Here is a 22,454-nt window from a genome sequence, read left to right on the forward strand (position 1 = left end):
CGCGCGCGCCAGATCTTGGCCTATCACAGCCTCCCCGTGCCGACGACCGTGGCCCTCGGCGGCGCCGAACCGCCGAGCCGGCACGCCATCGGCCTGCTCGGCTGGCCCTGCGTCCTCAAGCCGCGTCGCGGCAGCCACGCGGCCGGCGTGCGCCTGCTCGCCGACGCCGACTCGGTCGCTCGCGCCACGGAGACCGCCGACGCCGACTCCGGGGAGATGCTGCTCGAGCGCGCCGTCCTCGGCCGCGAAGTCCAGGTCGTGCTGCTGCACGGCAAGGTCCTCGGCGCGATGGAGGTCGTGCGCGAGGCCGGCGATCTGGCGCAGATCCGCGCCATGACCTGCCCCCCGGGCCTCACCCGCAGCCAGCTCAAGGGCATCGGCAACCTCGCCGAGCACGCCACCCGCGCGCTCGGCCTCGTCCGCGGGGTCGCCCGCGTCGACATCCTCGTCCACCCGCGCCACAACGAGGTCGTCCTCGAGGCCGAGCCCTGCCCCGACCTGCGCCGCGTCGGCGTGGTCGCCCGGGTCGCCCGCGCCGCCGGCCTGCGCTACGAGGCGCTCGTCCAGGAGCTCCTGCGCGGGCTCGTCGACGTGCCCGAGCGCGTCGCCCCGGCCCGCAACGTGCGCCGGGCCCCTGCGCCGGTGGTGGAAGCCGCGGCCGCGCCGCTGCAGTAGCCCTGTCAGAACGGACCTGTCCGAACCGGCCTGTCTTTTCGGGCCTGTTCGGACAGACATGCATATAAAGGCCTGTCCGATCGGGCCTGTCGTCGAGGTACCCCTCGCCTGCCGACCGGCCTCGTCAGCATAGCTCGCCTGCCGACCAACCTCGTCAGGATAGCTGCGGCCGCGGAGCGAGGCGCAGCGCGCCCTCGCCTCCCGACGAGCGACGTAGCGAACTGCGCCTCCGCGCCGCCGCTCGCCCCTGTCTCGTCAGCGCCGCGTCGACCGCTCGCCGCTGTCTCGTCGGCGGCACGCGGCCCACGGAAACGGCGAAGACCGCGGCGGCCTCGCTCGCGCCGTCTCGTCGCTGGCTCGCCGCTCGCGGCGCGGCCCACGAAACGGCGAAGACCGCGGCGAGCCTTCGCTCGCACGCGGTCTCGTCGGCTGTCCTCACCGCTCAGGGAGCCGTCGCGCGGATCTGGGCCTCGAGCCAACCTTGCTCGGTGACCAGCTTGCGGTGCTCGGCGGCGTCGATCGAGCCGAGGTCGTGCGACAGGTCGGCCTGGACGCGCTTGAGCTCGTCGCGGGCCTTGTTGGCGTCGATCTCGGACACCTCGAGCGCGCGCTCGACGAGGATGACGACGCGGTTGTCGCGGGTCACCTCGAGGAACCCGGCGCCGACGGCGATCCGGACCGAGTCGCCGCCGTCGCGGAAGCGGACCACGCCGGGGACGATCGGCGTGATGAACGGGACGTGCTCGGGCAACACCCCGAGTTCGCCGAGGAGGCCGGGGACTTCGACCCCGGGGACCACCACGCCGTGGCGCTTGGGGCCCAGCGGCGTGAGGATGTCGAGCTTGATCGTGGTGTCGGCCATGACGGTGGACTCCCGGCTCAGCCGGCGGCCTTCCGCGCAGCCTCGGCCTTCGCGGCCTGTTCCTCGGCCAGGCGCTTGGCCTTGGCGATCGCGTCGTTGATGCCGCCGACCATGTAGAAGGCGTCCTCGGGCAGGTTGTCGTGCTTGCCCTCGACGATCTCGCGGAAGCTGCGGATCGTGTCGGAGAGCTCGACCTGGACGCCGTCGTTGCCGGTGAACACCTTGGCGACGTCGAACTGCTGGCTGAGGAACTTCTGGATCTTGCGCGCGCGGGCGACGGTGAGCTTGTCCTCTTCCGAGAGCTCGTCCATGCCGAGGATCTTGATGATGTCCTGCAGCTCCTTGTACTTCTGGAGGATCTGCTGGACCTTGCGCGCGGTCTCGTAGTGCTCCTGGCCGACGACCTCGGGGGTGAGGATCGTGCTGGTGGAGTCGAGCGGGTCGACGGCCGGGTAGATGCCGATCTCGGTGAGCGCGCGGCTGAGCACCGTGGTCGCGTCGAGGTGGGTGAACGCGGTCGCCGGGGCCGGGTCGGTGAGGTCGTCGGCGGGCACGTAGATCGCCTGCACCGAGGTGATCGAGCCCTTGCTGGTCGTCGTGATGCGCTCCTGCAGGCCGCCCATCTCGGTCGCCAGCGTCGGCTGGTAACCGACCGCGCTGGGGATACGACCGAGGAGCGCCGACACCTCGGAGCCCGCCTGCGTGAAGCGGAAGATGTTGTCGATGAAGAGCATCAGGTCCTGGCCCATCTCGTCGCGGAAGTACTCCGCCTGGGCCAGCGCGCTGAGGGCCACGCGGGCGCGCGCGCCCGGGGGCTCGTTCATCTGCCCGTAGACCAGCGCGACCTTGCTCCTGTCGCTGTCGACCTTGTGGACCTTGCGGGTGTGTTCGTCCCAGTCGGCCTCGATGACCTTCGACTCCATCATCTCGAAGTAGAGGTCGTTGCCCTCGCGGGTGCGCTCGCCGACGCCGGCGAACACCGAGTAGCCGCCGAACTTCTTGCCGACGTTGTTGATGAGCTCCATCAGGAGCACCGTCTTGCCGACGCCGGCGCCGCCGAACAGGCCGATCTTGCCGCCGCGGCGGTAGGGCGCGAGCAGGTCGATGACCTTGATGCCGGTGACCAGGACCTCGGCCTTGGTGCTCTGCTCGGTGAACGGCGGGGCCGCGCGGTGGATCGGGCGGAACTCGCTCGTCTCGATCGGGCCCTGCTCGTCGACCGGGTCGCCGGTGACGTTCATGATGCGGCCGAGCACGGCCTTGCCGACCGGCATCATGATCGGCTTGCCCGTGTCGCGGACCTCCATGCCGCGGACCAGACCGTCGGTCGTGTCCATGGCGATCGTCCGCACCGTGCGCTCACCGAGGTGCTGCGCGACCTCGAGGGTGAGGTTGTCCGCGCGGTCGCTGATGCGCGGGTTGGTGAGCTTGAGCGCCGTGTTCACCTCGGGCAGCGAGCCCGTGAACTCGACGTCGACGACCGGGCCGATGACCTGCGTGATCTTGCCGGTGTTGACGCCCGGCGCCGCGCTCTGCGGACCGGCGCCGCTCGCCGGCTTGGCGCCGCCGAGGAAGGACGCGGGGGTGTTGAAGATGCTGGCCTTGGGGACAGGCGGGTTGGACGGCGGAGGCGGCAGATTCGACATGGTGCTCCGGAAAGCGGCCCGGCGGGCCGAGAAGACTGGCGGAAGTTCAGGAGGCGCAGGGGCCGTGCGGCCCGGCTAGCCCTTGAGGGCCTCGGCGCCGCCGATGATCTCCATGAGTTCCTTGGTGATCGCGGCCTGGCGCTCGCGGTTGTAGAACAGCGTCAGCTCGCGGATGAGCTGGGTCGCGTTGTCGGACGCCGAGTCCATCGCGGTGCGACGGGCGGCGATCTCGCCGGCGATCGAGTTGAAGAACGCCTGCTGCAGCCGCGACTCGACCGCGATCGGCAGCAGGTGCCCGAGCAGCGCGTCGCGCCCGGGCTCGAGCACCGGCAGCACGCGCTCGTCGTTGACGATCTCGCGCGACTCGAACGGCAGCAGCTGCTCGATCCGCGGCTGCTGCGTCAGCACGTTCTTGAAGTAGTTGTAGGCGAAGTACACCCGGTCGACCTGCGGCAGGTCGGTGTCCCCGCCCTCCTTGCCGCCGGTGAACATCGCCATCACCTCGGACGCGATCGCCTTGGCCTTGACCACGAGGTCGGCGAGCGTCGGCGCGTCGTGGTGGCGGACGATCCGCTGATTGCTGTGCTGGAAGAACGAGCGGCCCTTCTTGCCGACCGTCAGCAGCACGACGTCGTTGCCGGCCTCGCGCTCCTTGCGGATGAAGTTCACCACGGCGCGGTTGATGTTGGCGTTGAAGCCGCCAGCGAGGCCGCGATCGGCCGTGATGTGCACGATCACCACGCGCCCGTTGCCGCTGCGCTTGAGCAGCAGCGGGTGCGCCGCGCCCTCCTCGCCCTCGCTCTCGCCGCCGAGGCTGGCGACCAGCGAGCCGACCACCTGATCGAGCCGCTCGCCGTACGGCCGCGCGCCCATGGCCGCCTGCTGCGCCTTCACCAGGCGCGCCGCGGCGATCCGGCTCATCGCCGAGGTGATCTTGCGGGTGTTCTTGACCGTCGTGATCCGGCTGCGGATCTCCTTCAGGTTGGCCATGTCATGCCTTCCCCTGCTTGCGCGCGGGATCCTTCAGGTACTCGGCCTTGAAGGCCACGATCGCCGCCTCGAGCTTGGTGTCGAGCTCGGCCAGCTCGGGCTTCTTCGAGGCCGTGGTCGCCAGCTCGATCACGTCGGCGCGGTGGTCCTTCATCCACGCGTGCAGCTTGCGCTCGAAGTCGCGGACCTCGCCGAGCTCGAGCTCGTCGAGGTGTCCGCGGGTGCCGGCGAAGATCGACACGACCTGCTGCGCGACCGACAGCGGCTGGTACTGGTCCTGCTTGAGCAGTTCGGTGAGCCGCTGACCGCGGGCCAGCGTGTCGCGGGTCGCCTTGTCGAGGTCGGACGCGAACTGCGAGAACGCGGCCAGCTCGCGGTACTGCGCCAGGTACAGGCGCAGCGGGCCGGCGTAGCGCCGCATCGCCGCCACCTGCGCCGCACCACCGACGCGTGACACCGAGATGCCGACGTTCACCGCGGGACGGATGCCCTGGTAGAAGAGGTTCGACTCGAGGAAGATCTGGCCGTCGGTGATCGAGATGACGTTGGTCGGGATGTACGCCGACACGTCGCCGGCCTGGGTCTCGATGATCGGCAGCGCCGTCAGCGAGCCGGCGCCCTCGGCGTCGGACAGCTTGCACGCGCGCTCGAGCAGGCGGCTGTGCAGGTAGAACACGTCGCCCGGGTACGCCTCGCGGCCCGGCGGGCGGCGCAGCAGCAGCGACAGCTGGCGGTACGCGACGGCCTGCTTCGACAGGTCGTCGTACACCAGCAGGGCGTGGCCGCCGCGGTCGCGGAAGAACTCGCCGATGGTGACGCCGGTGTACGGCGCCAGGAACTGCAGCGGCGCCGACTCCGACGCGGTCGCGGCGACGACGATGGTGTAGTCCATCGCGCCCTCGCGGCGCAGGCGGTCGACCACCATGGCGACCGTCGACTGCTTCTGACCGATCGCCACGTACACGCAGATCATGTTCTGACCGCGCTGGTTGATGATCGTGTCGATCGCGATCGCGGTCTTGCCGGTCTGGCGGTCGCCGATGATGAGCTCGCGCTGGCCGCGGCCGATCGGGATCATCGAGTCGATGGCCTTGAGGCCGGTCTGCATCGGCTCGTGCACGCTCTTGCGGGTGATGATGCCCGGCGCCTTGACCTCGACGACCTTCATCTCGGCGCCGGTGAGCGGCGCGCCGCCGTCGATCGGCTCGCCGATGGCGTTGACCACGCGACCGATCAGCGCCTCGCCGACCGGCACGCTCATGATCGTCTTGGTGCGCTTGACGACGTCGCCCTCTTTGATGAGCTGGTCGTTGCCGAGGAGCGCGACGCCGACGTTGCCCTCCTCGAGGTTCAGGATCATGCCCTTCACGCCGTGGGGGAACTCGAGCAGCTCGCCGGCCATCGCGTTGTCGAGGCCGTACACGCGGGCGATACCGTCGCCCACCGTCAGGACGGTGCCGGTCTCCTCGACGGAGACCTTGGTCTCGTAGCCCTGGATCTGCTCCTTGATGATGCGGCTGATCTCGTCGGCTCTGATATCCATGGTGCGCTCGCGCGGTCCGCCGGGACGGGCTGGACCTGAAGATGGGATCGATGGGGTGACAAAGACGCGGACAGCCGGAGGCTAGCCGCGGAGGGAGGTGCGGAGGTTGCCGAGCTGGGTCTTCAGGCTGCCGTCGTAGACGACGCTGCCGACCTGGGTGACGACGCCGCCGATGAGCTCGGGGTCGACGGCGGACTCGAGGAGGATGGTCTTGCCGGTGGCGCGCTCGAGCGCCGCCTTGATCTTGTTGACGGCGTCGGTCGGGAGCGGCCGCGCCGAGGTCAGCTTGGCGTGCACGCGCCCGGACAGCGCGTCCGACATCTCGGCGTACTGCCGGGCGATCTGCGGCACGCCGGCGATCCGGCCGCGCTCGAACACGAACAGCAGGAACTTGCCGACGACCGCGTCGAGCGACATGCGCTCGATGACCCGCTGCAGCACCGCGCGGCGCTCGGGCACGAGGTACGCGCCCGACTCGAGCACCGTCAGCAGCGACGGCTTGTTCGGCTCCTGCAGGGTCGCGGCGCGGACGAAGCTGGCGATGTCGCGGCCGAAGATCTCGCGCTGGATCGGCGTGTCCGCGAGCTGGAGGAGCGCGCGGGCGTAACGACGGGCAAGGCTGCCGGGGATCATGTGGGCTCGTCCTGGAGTGGTTTCGGGGAAGCGGGTCTCAGGCGGCCGGGCGGCCGTTCACGACCTCGACCGCGTAGTCGTCGACCAGACGCGACTGGTCGGCGTCGGTGAAGCGGGCGCGCAGGATCTCCTCGGCTCGCGAGATCGCGCGGTCGAGGACCTCGGTCTCGACCTCTTGCCGGCGCAGTTGGACCTCGCGCTGGGCCGAGGCCATCGCCTGGGTCTTGAAGCGCTCGACCTCGGCGCGCGCCTCGGTGAGCAGGCGCTGGCGGTCGGCCTCGGCGCCGACGCGGGCCTGCTCGAGGATCTCGCGCGTCTCCTGGTCGAGGCGGTCGATCCGCCGCTTGTATTCCGACAGCACCGACTCGGCCTCGGACATCGCCTGCTGCGCCGCCGTGACCTGGGTCTTGATCGCCTCGTGGCGCGTCGCGTTGTCGGCGACCAGCTTGCGGATGATGAGCCGGTGCAGCAGGAACGCCAGCACCAGGAAGTTGATGAGCAGGTAGACCAGGCCGACGCGGTGGTCCTCGGCGTTGGGCCAGTTGAACCAGGTGATCCCGGCGTGGTGCCCCCCGTGCTCGGCGGCCCGCACGGCGCCGGCGGCGGCTTCGGCGGCCTCATGGCCGGCCGGCTCGCCGTGGGCGGGCGACGCCGACGCCGCCTGTCCGATCAGACAGATGAAGGAACCAACGGCGAGGCTGGTGAGGGCATGAACCTGATGAAGCGCGCGACGCACGGTCACACCGTCCTCCCGAGCAGCTTGGTGGCGATGTCCTGGGCCAGATCCTCGACCCGCGTCGCCAGGGTTGTGCGCGCCGCCTCGGCCTCGTGGGCCAGTCGCTCGCGCAGCACCTCGGACTCGCCGGTCGCGGCGGCGCGCGCCTCGGCGAGCTGGCGCTGGCGCTCGGCCTCGCTGCCCTTGACCGCGTCGGAGCGGATCCCGGCGGCCCGGGCGCGGGCCTCGGCGAGGCGGTGCTCGTAGCGACGCCCCTCCTCGTCGGCGCGGGCCCGGAGATCCGTCGCCGCGGCGGTCGTGCCGGTGATCGCCTGCTCGCGCCGGGCCTGTGTGGCCAGCCACGGCTTGAACAACAGCGGATAGAGGATCGCCATCAACAGGAGGAAGATGCCCGCCTGGATGAAGATCGTGCCGTCGATGTCGACGACGGGAGCGGCTGCTGCGGCGATGAGAGGTGCGTGCATGGGGCCGTGGAGCTTTTTCGGGGCCGAAGTGCGGGAGCCGCCTCCGGCCGGGGATGCGAAGGCGGCCTGGCGCGACCGGGGCCGCCGGCGGGCCGCAAGTTCTTCGGCCCGAGGGAATCCGGCGGCTCTGGCGAGCGCGCTGGCAGATCCGAGAAGCGGCGGGCATCTACCACGCGAGATCGGGGTCGTCAACGGACGCGAGCTCACATGCGAGCGCGAGGCCCTGTGGCCCTGCGTGCCGCTCTGGGGCCATCCACGCGGGTCTCGATCATCTCTCGGGACAGGTCGGGCCGGCCTCCCCCGGGTTCTTGCGTATAGACCGTCTCGGCACGTGAGAATTGTAAGGCGACGGGCGTCGGAGCCGGCGCACCTCGGACCCGTCGCGGGCTCCGCCCGCTCGGCTGTTTCCGCCCCCAGGGCCCGTGCAGCCGCCCAGCAGGAGCCCGGCCCGCGGCGACAATTTGCATAGCGCTCGCGGCCACCGTCGCTTACGCTGCTGGTCCGTGAGCAGCAAACGGCCCGACCCGTACGACCGCGCGATGAGCCCCCTGGCCGCGGACGACGACGAGAGTGATCGCGATATCGACGCCGATCTGCGGGGCGACACACGGCCGATCGACCTCATCGATGTATTCGGGCGGGCTCGCGGCGTGGTCGCCGAGATGGTCCGTAGCACACCGACCGGTGACACCCTGGTGGTCGTCACCAACGAGCTCGGCTTCCCGGTCGGGCAGCGCGCCATCCGGCGCCCCGAGAGCCTACCCTACGCCCTCGTATTCGGCCGTCACAACCGCTGTACCCTCTCGATCCCGCACGACTCCCGCGTCAGCCTGCGCCATATCCTGCTCACCGCGTGGCCCGGGCAAGGTGCCCTTCGTTTGCGGGGCTACGATCTCGGCGGCCGCGCCGGCATCGTCCTCGCCGACGGCAAGCGGGTGCCCGGCTTCTCGGCGCTCGGTCACGTGGCGCTGTCGTTCGGACGCACCGGCCTGGTCGTGCTTCCCGGCGGTCCCGCCGGGCTGTCGCTGCTCGAGGGCACCACCGATCAGGCGTTCCAGCGCCTCACCGGCATCGACCGCGACGGCGGCGGGATCCGCCTCGCCATCTCGGCGATGGCCGAACCCAGCGTCGCCCAGCTCGGCGGCTATCGCCCGATCGACGTCGAGGCCAGGCCGCAGCCGCGCGGCATCCTCCGCCTGCGCTCGCTCAAGTCCAAGTCACAGCGCGGCGCCGAGGCCTCGCGGGAGCTCGAGGTCGACAGCGAGCAGCTGCAGCGCGGACTCCTCATCGGCCGCTACAGCGATCGATGTTCGCTCGCCGGCTCGGGCCGCAACCTGTCCCGCGTCCACGCCCTCGTCACCGAGGAGGGCCCCAACTCTCTCCTCGTCTACGACCTCGCCAGCACCAACGGCGTGCGCCCCGGCCACGAGACCGAGGGTCCCTCGCACAGCGTCGTCCGCCTCCGCCACAACGAGCCGGTGATGCTCGGCCACTTCGAGCTGAGCTGGACCCCCGCCGAGCGCATCCGCGTCCACTGAGGCCGGGCGCACCGCCTCGCATGCCGTCGGCGCCGCGACGGGCTGTCCCGCCGGTCGCCTGCGCCCTCGTCGCGCGCCGTCCAGGCCGTCCGCGCGGTGCGCTGGCGCTTGCGCATGCACACGACCGCGGACCGCGCTTTGACAAAGCCAACGCCGTGCGACTGTGCTATCTGCCCCTTGCGTCCAGGACCGGCGAACGGCCTTCCTCCGCGATCTCGCGGTTCCGCGCCGGTGCCCTGGGCTTCAACCGGACACTCTCATGACAGACGCGAAGCGGCCCGGACGCCTGAGCACCCTCGCCCAATCCACGATTGGCGCCAAGATCGTCATGGCCGTCACCGGCGTGATCCTGGTCGGGTTCCTCGTCGTGCACATGCTCGGCAACCTGCAGATCTATCTCGGGCCCGACACCATGAACCACTACGCGCAGACCCTCAAGGGCACGCCTGCGCTGCTGTGGGGCGTGCGCGCCGTCCTGCTCGTCAGCCTCGTGCTGCACGTCCTCGCCGCGCTGCGCCTGAAGAAGATCAACAACGAGGCGCGCCCGCAGGCCTACGCCGTGCCGCGGCGCTACCGCGTCACCACCCCCGCCGCGCGCTTCATGCTGTTGAGCGGCCTCGTGGTCCTGGCGTTCATCGTCTACCACCTGCTGCACTTCACGATCGGCGCCACCAACCCGGCCGACTTCAACCTCCACGAGGTCCTCGACGTCGCCACGCAGACGTGGGTGCGCAACGACAACGAGCAGCTGCTGGCCAAGCTGCCGCCGGAGATGGTCCGCCACGACGTCTACAGCATGTTCGTGCGCGGCTTCACGAACCCCCTCATCGCCGGCACTTACCTGGTGGCCCAGCTGCTGCTGGCCATGCACCTCAGCCACGCCGTCGCCAGCATGCTGCACACGCTCGGCCTGTCCAAGGGGCTCGACGCGCGCCAGCGCAACATCACCATCGGTCGGGCCATCGCCGCCGTCGTCGTGCTCGGCAACATCTCCTTCCCGATCGCCGTCCAGGCCGGCCTCGTCCACCTCTAAACGCCCTCGCCCACCGCCACCGCCATGGATCTCAACGCCAAAATCCCGGACGGCCCGATCGAGGGCAAGTGGGACCGCCACCGCTTCGAGATGAAGCTGGTGAACCCCGCCAACAAGCGCAAGTACAACATCCTCGTGGTCGGCACCGGCCTCGCGGGCGCCTCGGCGGCGGCCAGCCTGGCCGAGCTCGGCTACAACGTCGACTGCTTCTGCTTCCAGGACAGCCCGCGCCGGGCCCACAGCATCGCCGCGCAGGGCGGCATCAACGCCGCCAAGAACTACCAGAACGACGGCGACAGCATCTACCGCCTCTTCTACGACACGGTGAAGGGCGGAGACTTCCGCGCGCGCGAGGCCAACGTCTATCGGCTCGCGCAGATCAGCGTCAACATCATCGACCAGTGCGTCGCCCAGGGCGTCCCGTTCGCCCGCGAGTACGGCGGCCTGCTGTCCAACCGCTCGTTCGGCGGGGCCCAGGTCTCGCGCACCTTCTACGCCCGCGGCCAGACCGGCCAGCAGCTGCTCCTCGGCGCCTACCAGGCGCTCGAGCGCCAGATCGGCGCCGGCAAGGTCAAGATGTACCCGCGCCACGAGATGCTCGACCTCGTCGTCATCGACGGCGTGGCCCGCGGCATCATCACCCGCAACCTCGTCACCGGCGAGACGCGCGGGTGGGTCGGCGACGCCGTCGTGCTGGCCACCGGCGGCTACGGCAACGTCTTCTACCTGTCGACCAACGCCAAGGGCAGCAACGTCACCGCCACCTTCCGCGCCTACAAGCGCGGCGCCGGGTTCGGCAACCCCTGCTTCACGCAGATCCACCCGACCTGCATCCCGGTCAGCGGCGACTACCAGTCGAAGCTCACCCTGATGTCCGAGTCGCTGCGCAACGACGGCCGCGTGTGGGTGCCCAAGCAGAAGGGCGACGCGCGCCGCCCCGAGCAGATCCCCGAGGAAGAGCGCGACTACTACCTCGAGCGCCGCTACCCCAGCTTCGGCAACCTCGTCCCGCGCGACGTCGCCTCGCGCGCCGCCAAGGCCGTGTGTGACGAGGGCCGCGGCGTCGGCCCGAGCAAGATGGCCGTCTACCTCGACTTCGGCGACGCCGTCCGCCGCCTCGGCCAGAACGTCGTCGCCGATCGCTACGGCAACCTGTTCGAGATGTACGAGCGGATCACCGGCGAAGATCCCTACAAGACGCCGATGCGGATCTTCCCCGCCGTCCACTACACGATGGGCGGTCTGTGGGTCGACTACAACCTCATGAGCACGATCCCCGGCCTGCACGTGCTCGGCGAGGCAAACTTCTCCGACCACGGCGCCAACCGCCTCGGCGCCAGCGCGCTCATGCAGGGCCTGGCCGACGGCTACTTCATCATCCCCTACACGATCGGCAACTACCTCGCCCAGGCCAAGCTGCCGAAGATCGGCGTCGAGCACCCCGAGGTCCAGCGCTGCCTCGCCGGCGTGCGCGCGCAGACCACCCGCCTGCTCGGCATCAAGGGCCGCACCACCGTCGACGAGTTCCACCGCGAGCTCGGACTCGTCATGTGGGACTACTGCGGCATGGGCCGCACCGCCGAGGGCCTCAAGACCGCGCTCCAGCGGATCCCCGAGATCCGCGCCCGCTTCTGGTCCGACGTCGCCGTGCCCGGCAACAACGAGGAGCTGAACCCCTGGCTCGAGAAGGCCGGCCGCGTCGCCGACTTCCTCGAGTTCGGCGAGCTCATGTGCCTCGACGCGCTCGAGCGCAACGAGTCGTGCGGCGGCCACTTCCGCGAGGAGTACCAGACCCCTGACGGCGAGGCGCTGCGCGACGACGCCAACTACTCCTACGCGGCCGTGTGGGAGTACACCGGCGAGGGCAGCGCCCCGCGTCTGCACAAGGAGCCGCTCGAGTTCAAGAACGTCAAGCTCGCGACCCGGAGCTACGCCTGATATGTCGAAGACGATGACCCTCACCCTGCAGATCTGGCGCCAGCGGAGCGCCAACACGCCCGGGTCGATGCAGACCTACAAGCTCGAGGGTGTGAACGAGCACATGTCGTTCCTCGAGATGCTCGACGTGCTCAACGCCAAGCTGACGAAGGAAGGCCAGGATCCGGTCGCCTTCGATCACGACTGCCGCGAGGGCATCTGCGGCTCGTGCTCGATGGTCATCGACGGCCGCCCGCACGGCCCGCGCAAGGGCACCACCGCGTGCCAGCTGCACATGCGCACCTACAAGGACGGCGACACCATCACGATCGAGCCGTGGCGCGCCAAGGCGTTCCCCGTCATCAAGGATCTGGTGGTCGACCGCGCCTCGCTCGACCGCGTCGTCGCCGCCGGCGGCTTCGTCTCCGTCAACACCGGAGTCACCGTCGACGCCAACGCCACCCCGATCGGCAAGAAGGACGCCGACGAGGCCATGGACTACGCCGCCTGCATCGGCTGCGGCGCCTGCGTGGCCGCCTGCCCCAACGCCTCGGCCATGCTGTTCACCGGCGCCAAGGTCGGCCACCTCGTCAAGCTCCCGCAGGGCCAGGTCGAGCGCCGCGGCCGCGTGCTCCGCATGGTCGAGCAGATGGACCGCGAGGGCTTCGGCGCCTGCACCAACCACCGCGAGTGCTCCGAGGCCTGCCCCAAGGAGATCAGCTTCGACGCGATCGAGCTGCTCAACCGCGAGTACATGCGCGCCCACGTCACGGGCGAGTGATGCTGCGGAGGCGCGACCCAGCGCCGCCCCTCCGCTGAACGCGGCCGTCGGGTTGTCCCCGCCGGCCGCGTCGGCGCGTCAACAGCTCGGGTAGCCGTCCATGCCCGGATCCGGCGGCGGCTCGCAGGTCTCGTAGCTCTCGGGGAAGCAGCCGCTCGGCAGCTGGTAGATGTTGTTCTGCCCCTTGCAGACGGTGGTGATCGCGTCGTCGCACCCCATCTGCGGCAGGCAGCCGAGGAACGACTTGGCGTCGTGCAGGCACCAGATGGCTCCGTCGAACTCGAACGCCTGGCCCTCGATCGGCATGCAGTCGAGCGCGAGGCAGTCCTCCTTGGTCAGCTGCGCCTCGCAGTCGACCGGCTCCCCCGTCGTCCCGGGCACCTCGCCGGTGCTCGTCGCCGTCGACCCGCCCGAGCCGCCCTGGCTCTCCTGACCTGTCCCCGAGGACATGCCCTCGGTCTCGTTGCCCGAGCCGCCGCCCATCGTCTCGCTGTTGCTCATGCTGCCGCTCATGTCGGTGGTGCCCGAGCCCGAGGCGCTCATGCCCCCCTCGGTCGGCTCGGTCTCCGACATCGAGTCCGACATCGATCCCTCGCTCGTCGCATCCGAGCCCTGGCTCGCGCCGTCGCTGTCGCCGTTCGAGTTCGACACCGAGCTCGTGGCTCCGCCGCTGTCTCCGCACGCCGCCAGCGCCGCCGTCATCGCGACCGCGCCCGCGACCACCCCATGTCTAAGCCAGTTCGTCCGCACGAAGGCAGGCTACGCGCAGCCTCCAGGCCCGTCAAACCGACCTCGGCTGGGCACGGATTGTCGCGCGCGCGCGTCTTCGTCACACTCTCGCGCGTGACGATCTTCTACTGGGACTACTACGGTCCGGACGCCGAGGGCACCGCGCGTCACTTCCTCGTCCACCTCGGCGAGTACATCGTCCGCGCCGGCGTGACCGACTGCGAGCGCGGCGTCGAGTCGACGCGCGCCGGTCACTGCGCCGTGTGGTGCAAGACTCCCGACGACGCACGCGAGGCGATGCTCCGCCTGCGCCCGCGCCGCGCGACCCCCGCCCCTTGATCCGACGAAAGAATTTTTCGCCGCGCCTGCAAAACCAGGCGCGCTCGCATCGACCTTCGGGTGTGCACGCGTCCTCCGAAGCCATCACCCTCCACCTCCACCCGCGCCACCCCGATCCGGCCCGCGGTCTCGCCCTCGCCCTCGACCTCGACCGCGCGAGCGGCCCCGTCGTCCTCGACCCCGCGCGCCTGATCCTCGTCGGCAGCGCTCGCTCGGCCGACCTTCGCATCGACGATCCCACGGTCTCCGCTCGCCACGCGCGGATCGGCGGCGACGGCCACGGCATCATGGTCGAGGACCTCGGCTCGACCAACGGCACCTACGTCGACGGCGTCCGGGTCCAGCGCGCCTGGTTGACGCCCGGCGTGCGCCTCGGGCTCGGCGGGTTTCGGGCCACCGTGGTCGCGCGCGACGCCTCGCCGCGCCCGCGCGAGCGCGTCAATCCGTCGGGCATGATCGGCAGCTCGCCTGTCTTTCAAGACATGCTGGCGCGGCTGCGCAAGTTCGCCGGCCTCGGCCAGGCCGTGCTCCTGCGCGGCGAGACCGGCACCGGCAAGGAGCTGGCCGCACGCGCGCTCCACGGCGAGGGTCCGCGCGCCGGTGGCCCGTTCGTCGCCGTCAACTGCGGCGCCATCCCCGAGGGCCTGTTCGAGAGCGAGCTGTTCGGCCACGTGCGCGGCGCCTTCACCGGCGCGGCGCGGGCCCACGTCGGCGCGTTCGTCCGCGCCCACCGCGGCACCCTCTTCCTCGACGAGATCGCCGAACTCCCGTTCCCCCTCCAGGCCAAGCTGCTGCGCGTCCTCGAGACCCGCCGCGTCGTCCCGGTCGGCGGCGAGCAGGAGCAGGCGATCGACGTCCGCGTCGTCTCGGCCACCCACCAGCCGATCGAGCGCCTGGTCGCCGAGGGCCGCTTCCGCTGCGACCTCTACCACCGCCTCAGCGTCCTCGCGGTCGACGTGCCCGGCCTCGGCGAGCGCCCCGACGACATCCCCGAGCTCCTTTCGCACTTCGCCGCCGAGCTCGCCGCCGAGTTCGGCCGTCCGGTCCAGCTCACCGACGAGGCCCTCCGCGCCGCCCGCGGCCGCCGCTTCCCCGGCAACATCCGCGAGCTCCGCAACGCCCTGCTGCGGGCCGCCGCCGTCCACGACGGCCCGCTCGGTCCCCGCGAGCTGTTCCCCGCCGGCCCCTCGGCCCCGGCGAGTACGGCCGGCCCGACCGACGCGCTGGCCGTCCCGCGCGGCACCTACGCGGCCATGCACCGCAGCCTGCTCGAGCTGGTCGTCCGCGAGGCGGGATCGATCCGCAAGGCCGCCGCGCGCCTCGACGTCCCGCGCTCGACGCTGTGCGCCTGGCTCAAGCCGGAGGCCGCCTGACCTTCTGTCTCTAGCGACATGTCCTCGAGAGCATCACGCCGCGAGCCGCCGCGGCGCTCCCGTGGGTGCGCGGACTGTGATCGGATCATCCCACATGTCGTGAGGAGCATCACCCGAACACAGACGTCGTCGGCCCTGGTTTCACGGCGTTGGATTGAATACCCGCCAAACAGCGCTTTGGCGCATTCTGGCGCCTGGGGGCGGCAGCCGGCGCCCGAACACGGTCCGGCGGGGCAGCCTTTCGGTCCCGGAATTTTTATTCCTGTGCACAGCCGACCGGGTGATGGTGGCGTCATGCGGAAATCGTGCCTCTACGTTGTTCTTGCGGGTCTCACCGGGATTGGTGGTCTCTCCGCCTGCGCAAGCAAGGATGAAGGAGAAGTGACGGCCACGTCCCCTGGCTCGGGGATCCTCACTCTCCCGTTGCCCTCGGGCAGCGGCGACGCCAGCGACGGCAGCGCCGGGACCAGCGACTCGACCGAGACCGACGGCGCGACCGACGGGTTCACGAGCGAGCCCGTGACGACCACCAACCAGGGCGGTTCCGACGGCGTCAAGTTCGACCTCGAGGCCTCGCCCGACGGCGGCCAGGCCGACACCGGCGTCGAGCCGTGCGACAGCCCGAACGACCCCGGTTGCATGTGCAGCATCCCCCCGCACACCCCGTGCGACAACGGCACCCAGGATCCCTTCCTCGCCATGGGCCTCAACTGTCCCGGCGAGCTGCAGGTCCAGGCCAGCAAGTCGGGCGCCCCGTCGGCCATCGGCGTCCGCTACGTGTTCGGTCAGGGCGGCACCTTCAATCCGCGTGAAGGTGCCTCGTACGCGGTCATCGGCAGCGGCTCCGTGGCCGAGCTCAACAACCAGACCCCGGTCGGCGACTGGAACCTCGAGCCCACGCACTGCAACGACGACCTCGGCGCCTACGACGTCGGCAACAACCTGCCGGCGCCGCTGCGCCGCAACGACGTCGGCGGCGACTGCACCACCAACCCCGCGCTGCTCGGCACCGGCGACTGCTCCAACACGATCCAGGACCAGTTCCAGAGCTACGGCGCCAACGACTACACCGAGCTGCGCTTCGTCATGCAGGTGCCGCCGGACGTCACCTCGTTCAGCTACGACTTCGCGTTCTTCTCGGTCGAGTACCCCGACTACTACCAGTCGGCCTTCAACGACATGTACATCGGCTGGCTCGAGTCGGAGAAGTGGACCGGCAACATCTCGTTCGACCAGCAGGGCAACCCGATCTCGCTCAACGCCGGCTTCCTCGAGTTCAAGGACGACCCGAGCGGTCAGAACCCGATCCCGCAGTTCCAGAACACCTGCATGCGGCAGCACGCCGGCACGAACTGGCTGCAGACCACCGCGGGCGTGACCCCCGGCGAGTCGATCACCGTCGTGTTCGCCATCATGGACATCAGCGACTCGATCCTCGACAGCTACGTGTTCCTCGACAACTTTCAGTGGGGCTGCGAGCCGACCGGCAAGCCCAGCACCATGCCTCCGGGTTGATCGGCGTCCGCGTCGCCCGCCGAGATCCGCCGCCGTCCGGCCGACTCAGCCGCGCGCCGCCTCGCGCGCGGCCGGGCCGGCCGGACGGCCATTGACAAGCCACGGGCCCCTGGTAGCGTCCCAGGCGCAATGTCCGTCACGCCCAGCGACAACGAAGACGCGTACTTCCAGCAGCGCGAACGGGAGCTCCGCGAACAGCTCCGCGAACAGCTCGACAAGGCCGCCGGCGAGCTCCGCGACGACGCCGAGGCCGACAAGCAATCGCTCTCCGAGCGGATCGCCGCGCTCGGCTTCACCGCCGAGAAGCTCAAGGTGTTCGACCTCCTGCCGCTCGTCCACGTCGCGTGGGCCGACGGCTCGGTCAGCCGCAAGGAGCGGAGCGCCATCCTCGACGTCCTCCGCGGCCGCGGGATCCAGCCCGGCACCGAGGCCTTCCGCACCATCGAGAGCCTGCTCGAGGAGCGCCCCTCGCAGGCCTTCCTCGACCAGAGCCTCCTCCTCCTCAAGGAGGCCGTCGGAGGCGCCCGCGCGGCCAACATCGTCGACCTCTGCGTCCAGGTCGCCGGCGCCAGCGGCGGCTTCCTCAACATGGGCACCGTCTCCGACGAGGAGCGCGCGCTCATCGAGAAGATCGCCGGCCAACTCGGCGGCGCCGCCGTCGCCGAGTTCAACAAGCAGCTCGGCTGAGCCCCTGCCCTCACCGCGACCCGCGGCGCAGCTCGCCCGAGCCGCCCGCGGGTCTCGCACGACGCGCCCGAAGAGACATGTCTGAAGAGACATGTCTCGTCGTCCGCGCCCATTCGCGCCGCCAGCGGAGGCCGAGGCTCCGCCTGCGGCGACAGGCGAGTCCTCGGGAGCATGTCCGCACGGACATGCCCTCCTGGACATGCCCTTCCGAGCATGCCCTTCAGGCAAGGTCGGCCGGGACGCGCGCGGCTCAGCCGCGCAGGAGCCGCGGCGGCACCTCGCCGCCCTGGTTGATCATCTTGCGCAGCACCAGCTGCAGCGCCGGCGTGTCCTTGAACTCGGTCGCGCCGTCTTCGCCCTTGGAGGTGACGAACAGCTGGCGGTATTCGATGCTGCTGTCGGCGCGGGTGTCGGGCTCGATGATCTCGATGACCTGCATCGACTCGAGGTTGACCCCGCTGTTGAGGCGGATGACCACGTCGATCGCGTGCGCCAGCGACAGCGTGAGGCCCTGGACCGCCCCGCCCGAGGCGGTGCCGAGGGCAGCCAGGCGCGACAGCGCGTGGGCGGTGTTGATGCCCCACAGCGACACCACCGCGCCGCGGCTCGCCCCCGCCAGCGCGTCGATCACCCCGGCCGCGTCCTGGTGGCTGCACTGCTGCGAGATCAGGAGGTCGAGCCCGCCGCGGAGCAGGACCCCGAGGACAGGTCCGAGCTCGAGCTTGTCGTTCGTCTCGGTCAGGCGGCGCACCGGGATCCAGCCCTTGCGCGAGCTGCCGAGCCGGCCCGAGTCGGAGATGCAGGCCACGCGCAACGACTCCGGGATCTCGCCGACCAGCGCGCGCATGAAGCGGTCGAGGTTCACGCCGCCCGAGGCGCACACCAGCACGCGCCGGCACGACTTCAGGGCCGCGACCAGGAACTCGCGCATGTCGGCGCTCAGCACCCCCTCCTGGACCAGCGCCGTCAGGTTGTTGGCGTCGGTGCGCATGCGCCGGAGGCTGATCACGTACTGCCGCGCCGGGTGCGGGGGCAGCAGCGCGTAGAGGTAGAAGCCGTGATCGACGATGCCCTCGATGATGTGGGCGCCCTCGACCCACAGCCCGCGTTTTTTGCACATGCGCTGCATCGCCATCAGCAGCGCGCGCTCGCCGGTGAAGCGGAGCTCGAGCCGCTCGCCGTTGCCGTCGTCGCGGACGATGTGGATCGGCGCGGTGCCGACGACCTGGATCTCGCGCACCGAGTCGTCGCGCATCAGATCGCCGAGCGGGCCCCACTCGAGGATCTCGCGCAGGATCCGCTCGCGGAACGGGCCGACGTCGACCGTCGCCTCGATCTGCTGCGAGTCGCGGAAGTCGGCCAGGATCCCGTCGACCAGCTCGATGACCTCCTTGCGCTCCTCCTCGCCGACCTCGCCCGACGTCATCGGATCGATGCGCGGCACCGCCTTCAGCAGCGTCTGGTGGATCTGCGCCGCCAGGCCGTCGAGGTAGGTGCTCTCCACCCCGGCCGCGGCCACGCGCTGGGCCGACGTCACCAGCCCCGTGTCGTCGACGCCCTCGCGCCGGCGCTTGTCGTCGGCGGGCGTCGGCACCAGGGCCGTGTCTTCGCCGTCGAGCATCAGGATGTAGTCGCCGACGTAGACGCGGTCGGTGCGACGGACCGTCCGCGGGCTCTGGACCTTGCGGCCGTTGAGGTAGGTGCCGTTGGTGCTCTCGAGGTCGACCACCTCGATCCGGCCGTCGATCTTGCGGAAGCAGAGGTGGTGCTTCGACACGTTGACGCGGTCGAGCACGAGGTCGTTGTCGTCCTCGCGGCCGATCGAGAACTCCTCGCCGGCGAACGCGAATCGCTGGGTCTGGCCGCCCTTTTCGTGGACTACTACCGTCAGCACAGACCGCTCTTACCGCGGAGCTTCGGCCCGCTCAAGACCTGCACCCGGGACAGTCGCCTCCCGCGAGCGGGGACCGGCGTGCTAGAACTCGTCGACGCGGTCGAGCGCGTCGTCGAGAGCATCGATTTCGCGCTGCGAAGGCCCGCCTGGGCCGTCCGCGGCGCCAGGACGGGCCGCTGCCGGCCGCGCCAGGGCGGCCGCATCCGGCGACGCCGCCGCCGCCGCCTCCGGGCGCTGCGTGCCCCGCACCCAGCGACGGCCCGCGTAGAACAGCAGGACCAACGCCACCAGCGCTCCGATCGCCGTGCCCCACACGAGCTCCGGGCGGCCGATGTAGCCGCGGATGTCCGGGAAGCGCGCCACCAGCGTGCCCTCGATGTCCTCGCGCGACTGTCCTTCGCGGGCTTGCGCGAGGATCTGCGCCTCGAGCTTGCGCGCCTGCGGCGACGGGCAGGTCGCGATCGTACGCCCCGGGCAGTAGGGCGACATGAGGTCGTGGCTGAGCTCGAGCATCAGCGCCTCGGCCTCGGCCTCGGGGCGGACGCTCGCTACCGCGTCAGCGGGCGCGCCGGGGGCGGCAGCCATGGCTCAATCCTCGCCCATGTTCAGCTTCTTGGTCCCGCGCCCGCCGCCGCCGACGTGCTTCACCTTGGCCTTGCCGGTGTTCTTGGGCGGGTTGAGGGCGGCCACGCAGAACTTGTCGTGGGCTTCCTTCTGCTTCGGATCGTTGAGATCCGGCTTCGGCAGCGGCTCGTCGGTGATGTTCTTCAGGTACTTGGTGATCTTGTTCTCGATGATGAGCCAGTGGGCGTCGGCCTGGGCGACGGCGTTCTGGTCGTTGTTGTTGAACGCGTCGGGGTAGCCGTGCATCACCAGCTCGTGCGCCTCGAGGAAGTGGCCGATGAGCTTCGACTTCTCGAGGATCCGCGGCTCGCTGGAGAACAGGCGCTGCTGCCACGTGTTCACCATCGGGATGAAGTTCTGCTTGAACTGGTACCACTGCTCTTCGGTCGGGCTGCCCGGCTCCGCCCCTGCGCCCTTGGCGCCCTCTTTCTTCATCTCCTCGCGGAAGCACTCGAGCTCGCCGAAGTAGTTGAGCATCTTCTTCAAGTTCGCCTTGTCGAACTTGTGGAGGTGCTTCTCGCCCTCGGGGTCCTTGCGGTCCCAGGCCTTGAACTCCTCGTCGGTCGGCGGCGGGAGACCTGCGGGCGGCCGCTTGATCTCCTTTTTCACGTAGCCGGCGTCCTCGAGCATCTTCTTCTCCGGGTCTTCGGCCAGCTTCTCGGCCAGGGTCTTGCCGTCGCCCCCGCAGCCGGAGCACATCAGCGACAGGGGGACGAGCACGCTGGCGAGGACACCGAGGGAAGATCGCAGTGCGGACATATCGAAGATCCTGAGCTCGCTCGCCACTTTAGCCGGCTGCCCGCGCCCGTGTAAAGCGTGGCGCCGGCGGCCAGCGCGGCCAGCGGGGGGAGCGGCCGCGCGACCCCGCTTGTCGCTGCCGTGCGTAAGCCGGCCGTGAGCCTGTCGACTCGACCGCGCGCCCTCGCGTCGGCCTCTCGGGCGCCGCGGCCCGCTCCGGGCAGGACCGGCAGCGGTCCCGTGAGGAGGCTTGCGCCACCGGACCGGCAGGCGCGACGGGACCCGCTGCGCGCCGGATCTCCTCCGACCTCGTGCCGGGGTCGCCGTCTGCTCGGTGGTCGCGTCCGGACCGACGCGGCCGCCGGCGCTCGTGCGAGGCGTCGCCGCGACGCGGATCGATCCCTGCCTCGAGCGACGAGATATCGCCTCGATCACCATCCACACGCGACGCGGCGATCGGCCGGGACTTGCGCACGACACGGTGTTGGCGGCGACATTCGTGCGAGGCGACGGGCGAGCCGACGAGTGCCTCGACGCGGCCGTCACATCGTCGGCGCTGGTTGTTCTTTGATGCTGTGTCTGTAGACTCGCCGTGGCACAACTGAAGCCACGGAGAGCCATGCCACCTCGCACTACCAGCGTGACCAGCAAGAAGACCGCCAGCAAGAAAGCCCCGGCCAAGAAGGCCGCCAAGAAGGCCGCCAAGACCGCCCCGGCCGCTCCGGCCAAGAAGGCCGCCAAGAAGGCCGCCGGCAAGAAGGCCGCCAAGAAGGCCGCCGGCAAGAAGGCCGCCAAGGCCGCGCCGGCCAAGAAGGCCGCCAAGGCCGCGCCGGCCAAGAAGGCCGCCAAGGCCGCTCCGGCCAAGAAGGCCGGCAAGAAGGCCGGCAAGAAGGCCGCTGCCAAGGCCGCTCCGGCCAAGAAGGTCGCCAAGAAGGCTGCCGGCAAGAAGGCCGCCAAGAAGGCGCCGAGCCGCGCCGCAGAGGAGGAGGAAATAGGCCCTGGGCTGAAGCCAGGCGAGCCCGCGCCGCCCTTCGCCCTCGCGGCGGACGACGGCAAGACCTACGCCCTGCGTGACTTCGCCGGGCGTCGGGTCATCCTCTACTTCTACCCGCGCGACAGCACCCCCGGATGTACGACCGAGGCCTGTGACTTCCGCGACCGCCACGCACGCTTCGCCGCCTCCGGCGTGACCGTGCTCGGCGTCAGCGGCGACAGCCTCGCCTCGCACGCCAAGTTCCGCGCCGCCCACGGCCTGAACTTCCCGCTGCTGTCCGATCCGGGGCACCAGGTGGCCACCGCCTATGGCGCCTACGGTGAGAAGCAGATGTACGGTCGCAAGGTCCAGGGAGTCATCCGCAGCACCTTCGTGATTGGTCCGGACGGCCGCCTGGAGGCTGTTCACAGCCCTGTCCGGGTCGCCGGGCACGCCGACGCTCTGCTCGCCGCCCTGCCCGCCTGACACGCCGCCCTCGGCGCGCATCCCGGCCCCGGGAGCGCGTCACGCCGCCGAGGGCCGGCGTGGTCCTACCTGCGCCGCGAGGCCGACCGTCGCTCTGCGACGACTTCGTCGGCCTCGTCGGCGCCTCATCGGCCCATCGGCGTCTCATCGGCCGCGTCGGCGCCTCATCGGCCGTCAGCGCCTCATCAGCCTCGTCAACCTCATCGACGCCTCATCGGCCTCGTCGGCGCCTCGTCGGCGCCTCGGCCCCGTCAGCGCCTCACCAGCCTCGTCGGCCC

The 22,454-nt window shown here is 70.4% G+C and carries 21 protein-coding genes; 10 read left to right on the forward strand and 11 right to left on the reverse strand.

Annotation, left to right across the window (positions count from 1 at the left end; genetic code table 11):
- On the forward strand, positions 1 to 675 hold a 675-nt coding region (locus K7C98_RS16830; RefSeq protein WP_276572673.1), incomplete at its 5' end, for a hypothetical protein.
- A 442-nt stretch (positions 676 to 1,117) separates the two neighbouring features.
- On the opposite strand, the gene atpC is transcribed toward K7C98_RS16830, so the two are convergent.
- The 7 genes from atpC to K7C98_RS16865 all read right to left on the reverse strand — a co-directional run bounded on the left by atpC (position 1,118) and on the right by K7C98_RS16865 (position 7,549).
- The gene (atpC, locus tag K7C98_RS16835) at positions 1,118 to 1,537 is read right to left on the reverse strand and encodes an ATP synthase F1 subunit epsilon (RefSeq protein WP_224192699.1); all 420 of its coding nucleotides are present in this window, start codon (positions 1,535 to 1,537) and stop codon (positions 1,118 to 1,120) included.
- 17 nt (positions 1,538 to 1,554) lie between these two features.
- Positions 1,555 to 3,183: a F0F1 ATP synthase subunit beta gene (atpD, locus tag K7C98_RS16840; RefSeq protein ID WP_224192700.1), complete on the reverse strand. Its 1,629-nt coding sequence runs from the start codon at positions 3,181 to 3,183 to the stop codon at positions 1,555 to 1,557.
- A gap of 75 nt (positions 3,184 to 3,258) precedes the next feature.
- Positions 3,259 to 4,173 carry an ATP synthase F1 subunit gamma gene (gene atpG, locus K7C98_RS16845; protein ID WP_224192701.1) on the reverse strand — a complete coding sequence of 305 codons (915 nt, stop codon included), beginning with the start codon at positions 4,171 to 4,173 and terminating at the stop codon, positions 3,259 to 3,261.
- A 1-nt stretch (position 4,174) separates the two neighbouring features.
- Entirely contained in the window at positions 4,175 to 5,716 is a 1,542-nt protein-coding gene (atpA, locus tag K7C98_RS16850) for a F0F1 ATP synthase subunit alpha (RefSeq protein ID WP_224192702.1), read from the reverse strand.
- An 81-nt stretch (positions 5,717 to 5,797) separates the two neighbouring features.
- On the reverse strand, positions 5,798 to 6,349 hold the full coding sequence (atpH, locus tag K7C98_RS16855) for an ATP synthase F1 subunit delta (protein ID WP_224192703.1): 552 nt from the start codon (positions 6,347 to 6,349) through the stop codon (positions 5,798 to 5,800).
- A gap of 37 nt (positions 6,350 to 6,386) precedes the next feature.
- Positions 6,387 to 7,091, reverse strand: a complete 705-nt coding sequence (locus K7C98_RS16860; RefSeq protein WP_224192704.1) for an ATP synthase F0 subunit B — start codon at positions 7,089 to 7,091, stop codon at positions 6,387 to 6,389.
- A complete protein-coding gene (locus K7C98_RS16865) occupies positions 7,088 to 7,549 on the reverse strand; it encodes an ATP synthase F0 subunit B (protein WP_224192705.1) in 462 nt (153 codons plus the stop codon). The genes K7C98_RS16860 and K7C98_RS16865 overlap by 4 nt, the downstream gene beginning before the upstream one ends.
- A 503-nt stretch (positions 7,550 to 8,052) precedes the next feature.
- Between K7C98_RS16865 and K7C98_RS44845 the strand changes: the two genes are divergently transcribed.
- The 4 genes from K7C98_RS44845 to K7C98_RS16885 all read left to right on the forward strand — a co-directional run bounded on the left by K7C98_RS44845 (position 8,053) and on the right by K7C98_RS16885 (position 12,818).
- Complete coding sequence (locus K7C98_RS44845) at positions 8,053 to 9,087, forward strand: FHA domain-containing protein (RefSeq protein WP_224192706.1); 1,035 nt, start codon at positions 8,053 to 8,055, stop codon at positions 9,085 to 9,087.
- A 259-nt stretch (positions 9,088 to 9,346) separates the two neighbouring features.
- Positions 9,347 to 10,120 carry a succinate dehydrogenase cytochrome b subunit gene (locus K7C98_RS16875; protein WP_224192707.1) on the forward strand — a complete coding sequence of 258 codons (774 nt, stop codon included), beginning with the start codon at positions 9,347 to 9,349 and terminating at the stop codon, positions 10,118 to 10,120.
- A gap of 24 nt (positions 10,121 to 10,144) precedes the next feature.
- The gene (locus tag K7C98_RS16880) at positions 10,145 to 12,058 is read left to right on the forward strand and encodes a fumarate reductase/succinate dehydrogenase flavoprotein subunit (protein WP_224192708.1); all 1,914 of its coding nucleotides are present in this window, start codon (positions 10,145 to 10,147) and stop codon (positions 12,056 to 12,058) included.
- A 13-nt stretch (positions 12,059 to 12,071) separates the two neighbouring features.
- Positions 12,072 to 12,818 carry a succinate dehydrogenase/fumarate reductase iron-sulfur subunit gene (locus K7C98_RS16885; RefSeq protein ID WP_224192709.1) on the forward strand — a complete coding sequence of 249 codons (747 nt, stop codon included), beginning with the start codon at positions 12,072 to 12,074 and terminating at the stop codon, positions 12,816 to 12,818.
- Positions 12,819 to 12,896: 78 nt separating this feature from the next.
- On the opposite strand, the gene K7C98_RS16890 is transcribed toward K7C98_RS16885, so the two are convergent.
- Positions 12,897 to 13,469, reverse strand: a complete 573-nt coding sequence (locus K7C98_RS16890; protein ID WP_224192710.1) for a hypothetical protein — start codon at positions 13,467 to 13,469, stop codon at positions 12,897 to 12,899.
- 192 nt (positions 13,470 to 13,661) lie between these two features.
- Here K7C98_RS16890 and K7C98_RS16895 point away from each other — a divergent pair, with 192 nt between their 5' ends.
- The 4 genes from K7C98_RS16895 (at position 13,662) to K7C98_RS16910 (ending at position 17,461) form a co-directional block, all read left to right on the forward strand.
- Entirely contained in the window at positions 13,662 to 13,886 is a 225-nt protein-coding gene (locus K7C98_RS16895) for a hypothetical protein (protein ID WP_224192711.1), read from the forward strand.
- A 62-nt stretch (positions 13,887 to 13,948) separates the two neighbouring features.
- The gene (locus tag K7C98_RS16900) at positions 13,949 to 15,259 is read left to right on the forward strand and encodes a sigma 54-interacting transcriptional regulator (protein WP_224192712.1); all 1,311 of its coding nucleotides are present in this window, start codon (positions 13,949 to 13,951) and stop codon (positions 15,257 to 15,259) included.
- 381 nt (positions 15,260 to 15,640) lie between these two features.
- Positions 15,641 to 16,774 (forward strand): choice-of-anchor L domain-containing protein, encoded by a 1,134-nt coding sequence (locus K7C98_RS16905; RefSeq protein WP_224192713.1) that lies wholly within the window; start codon positions 15,641 to 15,643, stop codon positions 16,772 to 16,774.
- A gap of 129 nt (positions 16,775 to 16,903) precedes the next feature.
- Positions 16,904 to 17,461 (forward strand): TerB family tellurite resistance protein, encoded by a 558-nt coding sequence (locus K7C98_RS16910; protein ID WP_224192714.1) that lies wholly within the window; start codon positions 16,904 to 16,906, stop codon positions 17,459 to 17,461.
- Positions 17,462 to 17,711: 250 nt separating this feature from the next.
- Here the strand turns inward: K7C98_RS16910 and K7C98_RS16915 are convergent, their stop codons facing one another.
- The 3 genes from K7C98_RS16915 to K7C98_RS16925 form a co-directional block, all read right to left on the reverse strand.
- Complete coding sequence (locus K7C98_RS16915) at positions 17,712 to 19,355, reverse strand: FHA domain-containing protein (protein ID WP_224192715.1); 1,644 nt, start codon at positions 19,353 to 19,355, stop codon at positions 17,712 to 17,714.
- 81 nt (positions 19,356 to 19,436) lie between these two features.
- Positions 19,437 to 19,940, reverse strand: a complete 504-nt coding sequence (locus tag K7C98_RS16920) for a cytochrome c-type biogenesis protein (RefSeq protein ID WP_224192716.1) — start codon at positions 19,938 to 19,940, stop codon at positions 19,437 to 19,439.
- Between the two features lie 3 nt (positions 19,941 to 19,943).
- A complete protein-coding gene (locus K7C98_RS16925; protein WP_224192717.1) occupies positions 19,944 to 20,738 on the reverse strand; it encodes a hypothetical protein in 795 nt (264 codons plus the stop codon).
- Between the two features lie 598 nt (positions 20,739 to 21,336).
- Here K7C98_RS16925 and K7C98_RS16930 point away from each other — a divergent pair.
- Entirely contained in the window at positions 21,337 to 22,176 is an 840-nt protein-coding gene (locus tag K7C98_RS16930; RefSeq protein ID WP_224192718.1) for a peroxiredoxin, read from the forward strand.
- Positions 22,177 to 22,454: the final 278 nt, after the last annotated feature.

The sequence above is a fragment of the Nannocystis pusilla genome, from assembly GCF_020073745.1.
Lineage (GTDB): Bacteria > Myxococcota_A > Polyangia > Nannocystales > Nannocystaceae > Nannocystis > Nannocystis radixulma.

Coding starts and splice junctions, on each gene's coding strand:
- atpH (WP_224192703.1), bottom strand. CDS start 6,349: ATGATCCCCGGCAGCCTTGCCCGTCGTTACGCCCGCGCGCTCCTCCAG.
- atpC (WP_224192699.1), bottom strand. CDS start 1,537: ATGGCCGACACCACGATCAAGCTCGACATCCTCACGCCGCTGGGCCCC.
- K7C98_RS16880 (WP_224192708.1), top strand. CDS start 10,145: ATGGATCTCAACGCCAAAATCCCGGACGGCCCGATCGAGGGCAAGTGG.
- K7C98_RS16930 (WP_224192718.1), top strand. CDS start 21,337: ATGCCACCTCGCACTACCAGCGTGACCAGCAAGAAGACCGCCAGCAAG.
- K7C98_RS16925 (WP_224192717.1), bottom strand. CDS start 20,738: ATGTCCGCACTGCGATCTTCCCTCGGTGTCCTCGCCAGCGTGCTCGTC.
- K7C98_RS16885 (WP_224192709.1), top strand. CDS start 12,072: ATGACCCTCACCCTGCAGATCTGGCGCCAGCGGAGCGCCAACACGCCC.
- atpA (WP_224192702.1), bottom strand. CDS start 5,716: ATGGATATCAGAGCCGACGAGATCAGCCGCATCATCAAGGAGCAGATC.
- K7C98_RS16920 (WP_224192716.1), bottom strand. CDS start 19,940: ATGGCTGCCGCCCCCGGCGCGCCCGCTGACGCGGTAGCGAGCGTCCGC.
- K7C98_RS16865 (WP_224192705.1), bottom strand. CDS start 7,549: ATGCACGCACCTCTCATCGCCGCAGCAGCCGCTCCCGTCGTCGACATC.
- K7C98_RS16875 (WP_224192707.1), top strand. CDS start 9,347: ATGACAGACGCGAAGCGGCCCGGACGCCTGAGCACCCTCGCCCAATCC.
- atpD (WP_224192700.1), bottom strand. CDS start 3,183: ATGTCGAATCTGCCGCCTCCGCCGTCCAACCCGCCTGTCCCCAAGGCC.
- K7C98_RS16910 (WP_224192714.1), top strand. CDS start 16,904: ATGTCCGTCACGCCCAGCGACAACGAAGACGCGTACTTCCAGCAGCGC.
- atpG (WP_224192701.1), bottom strand. CDS start 4,173: ATGGCCAACCTGAAGGAGATCCGCAGCCGGATCACGACGGTCAAGAAC.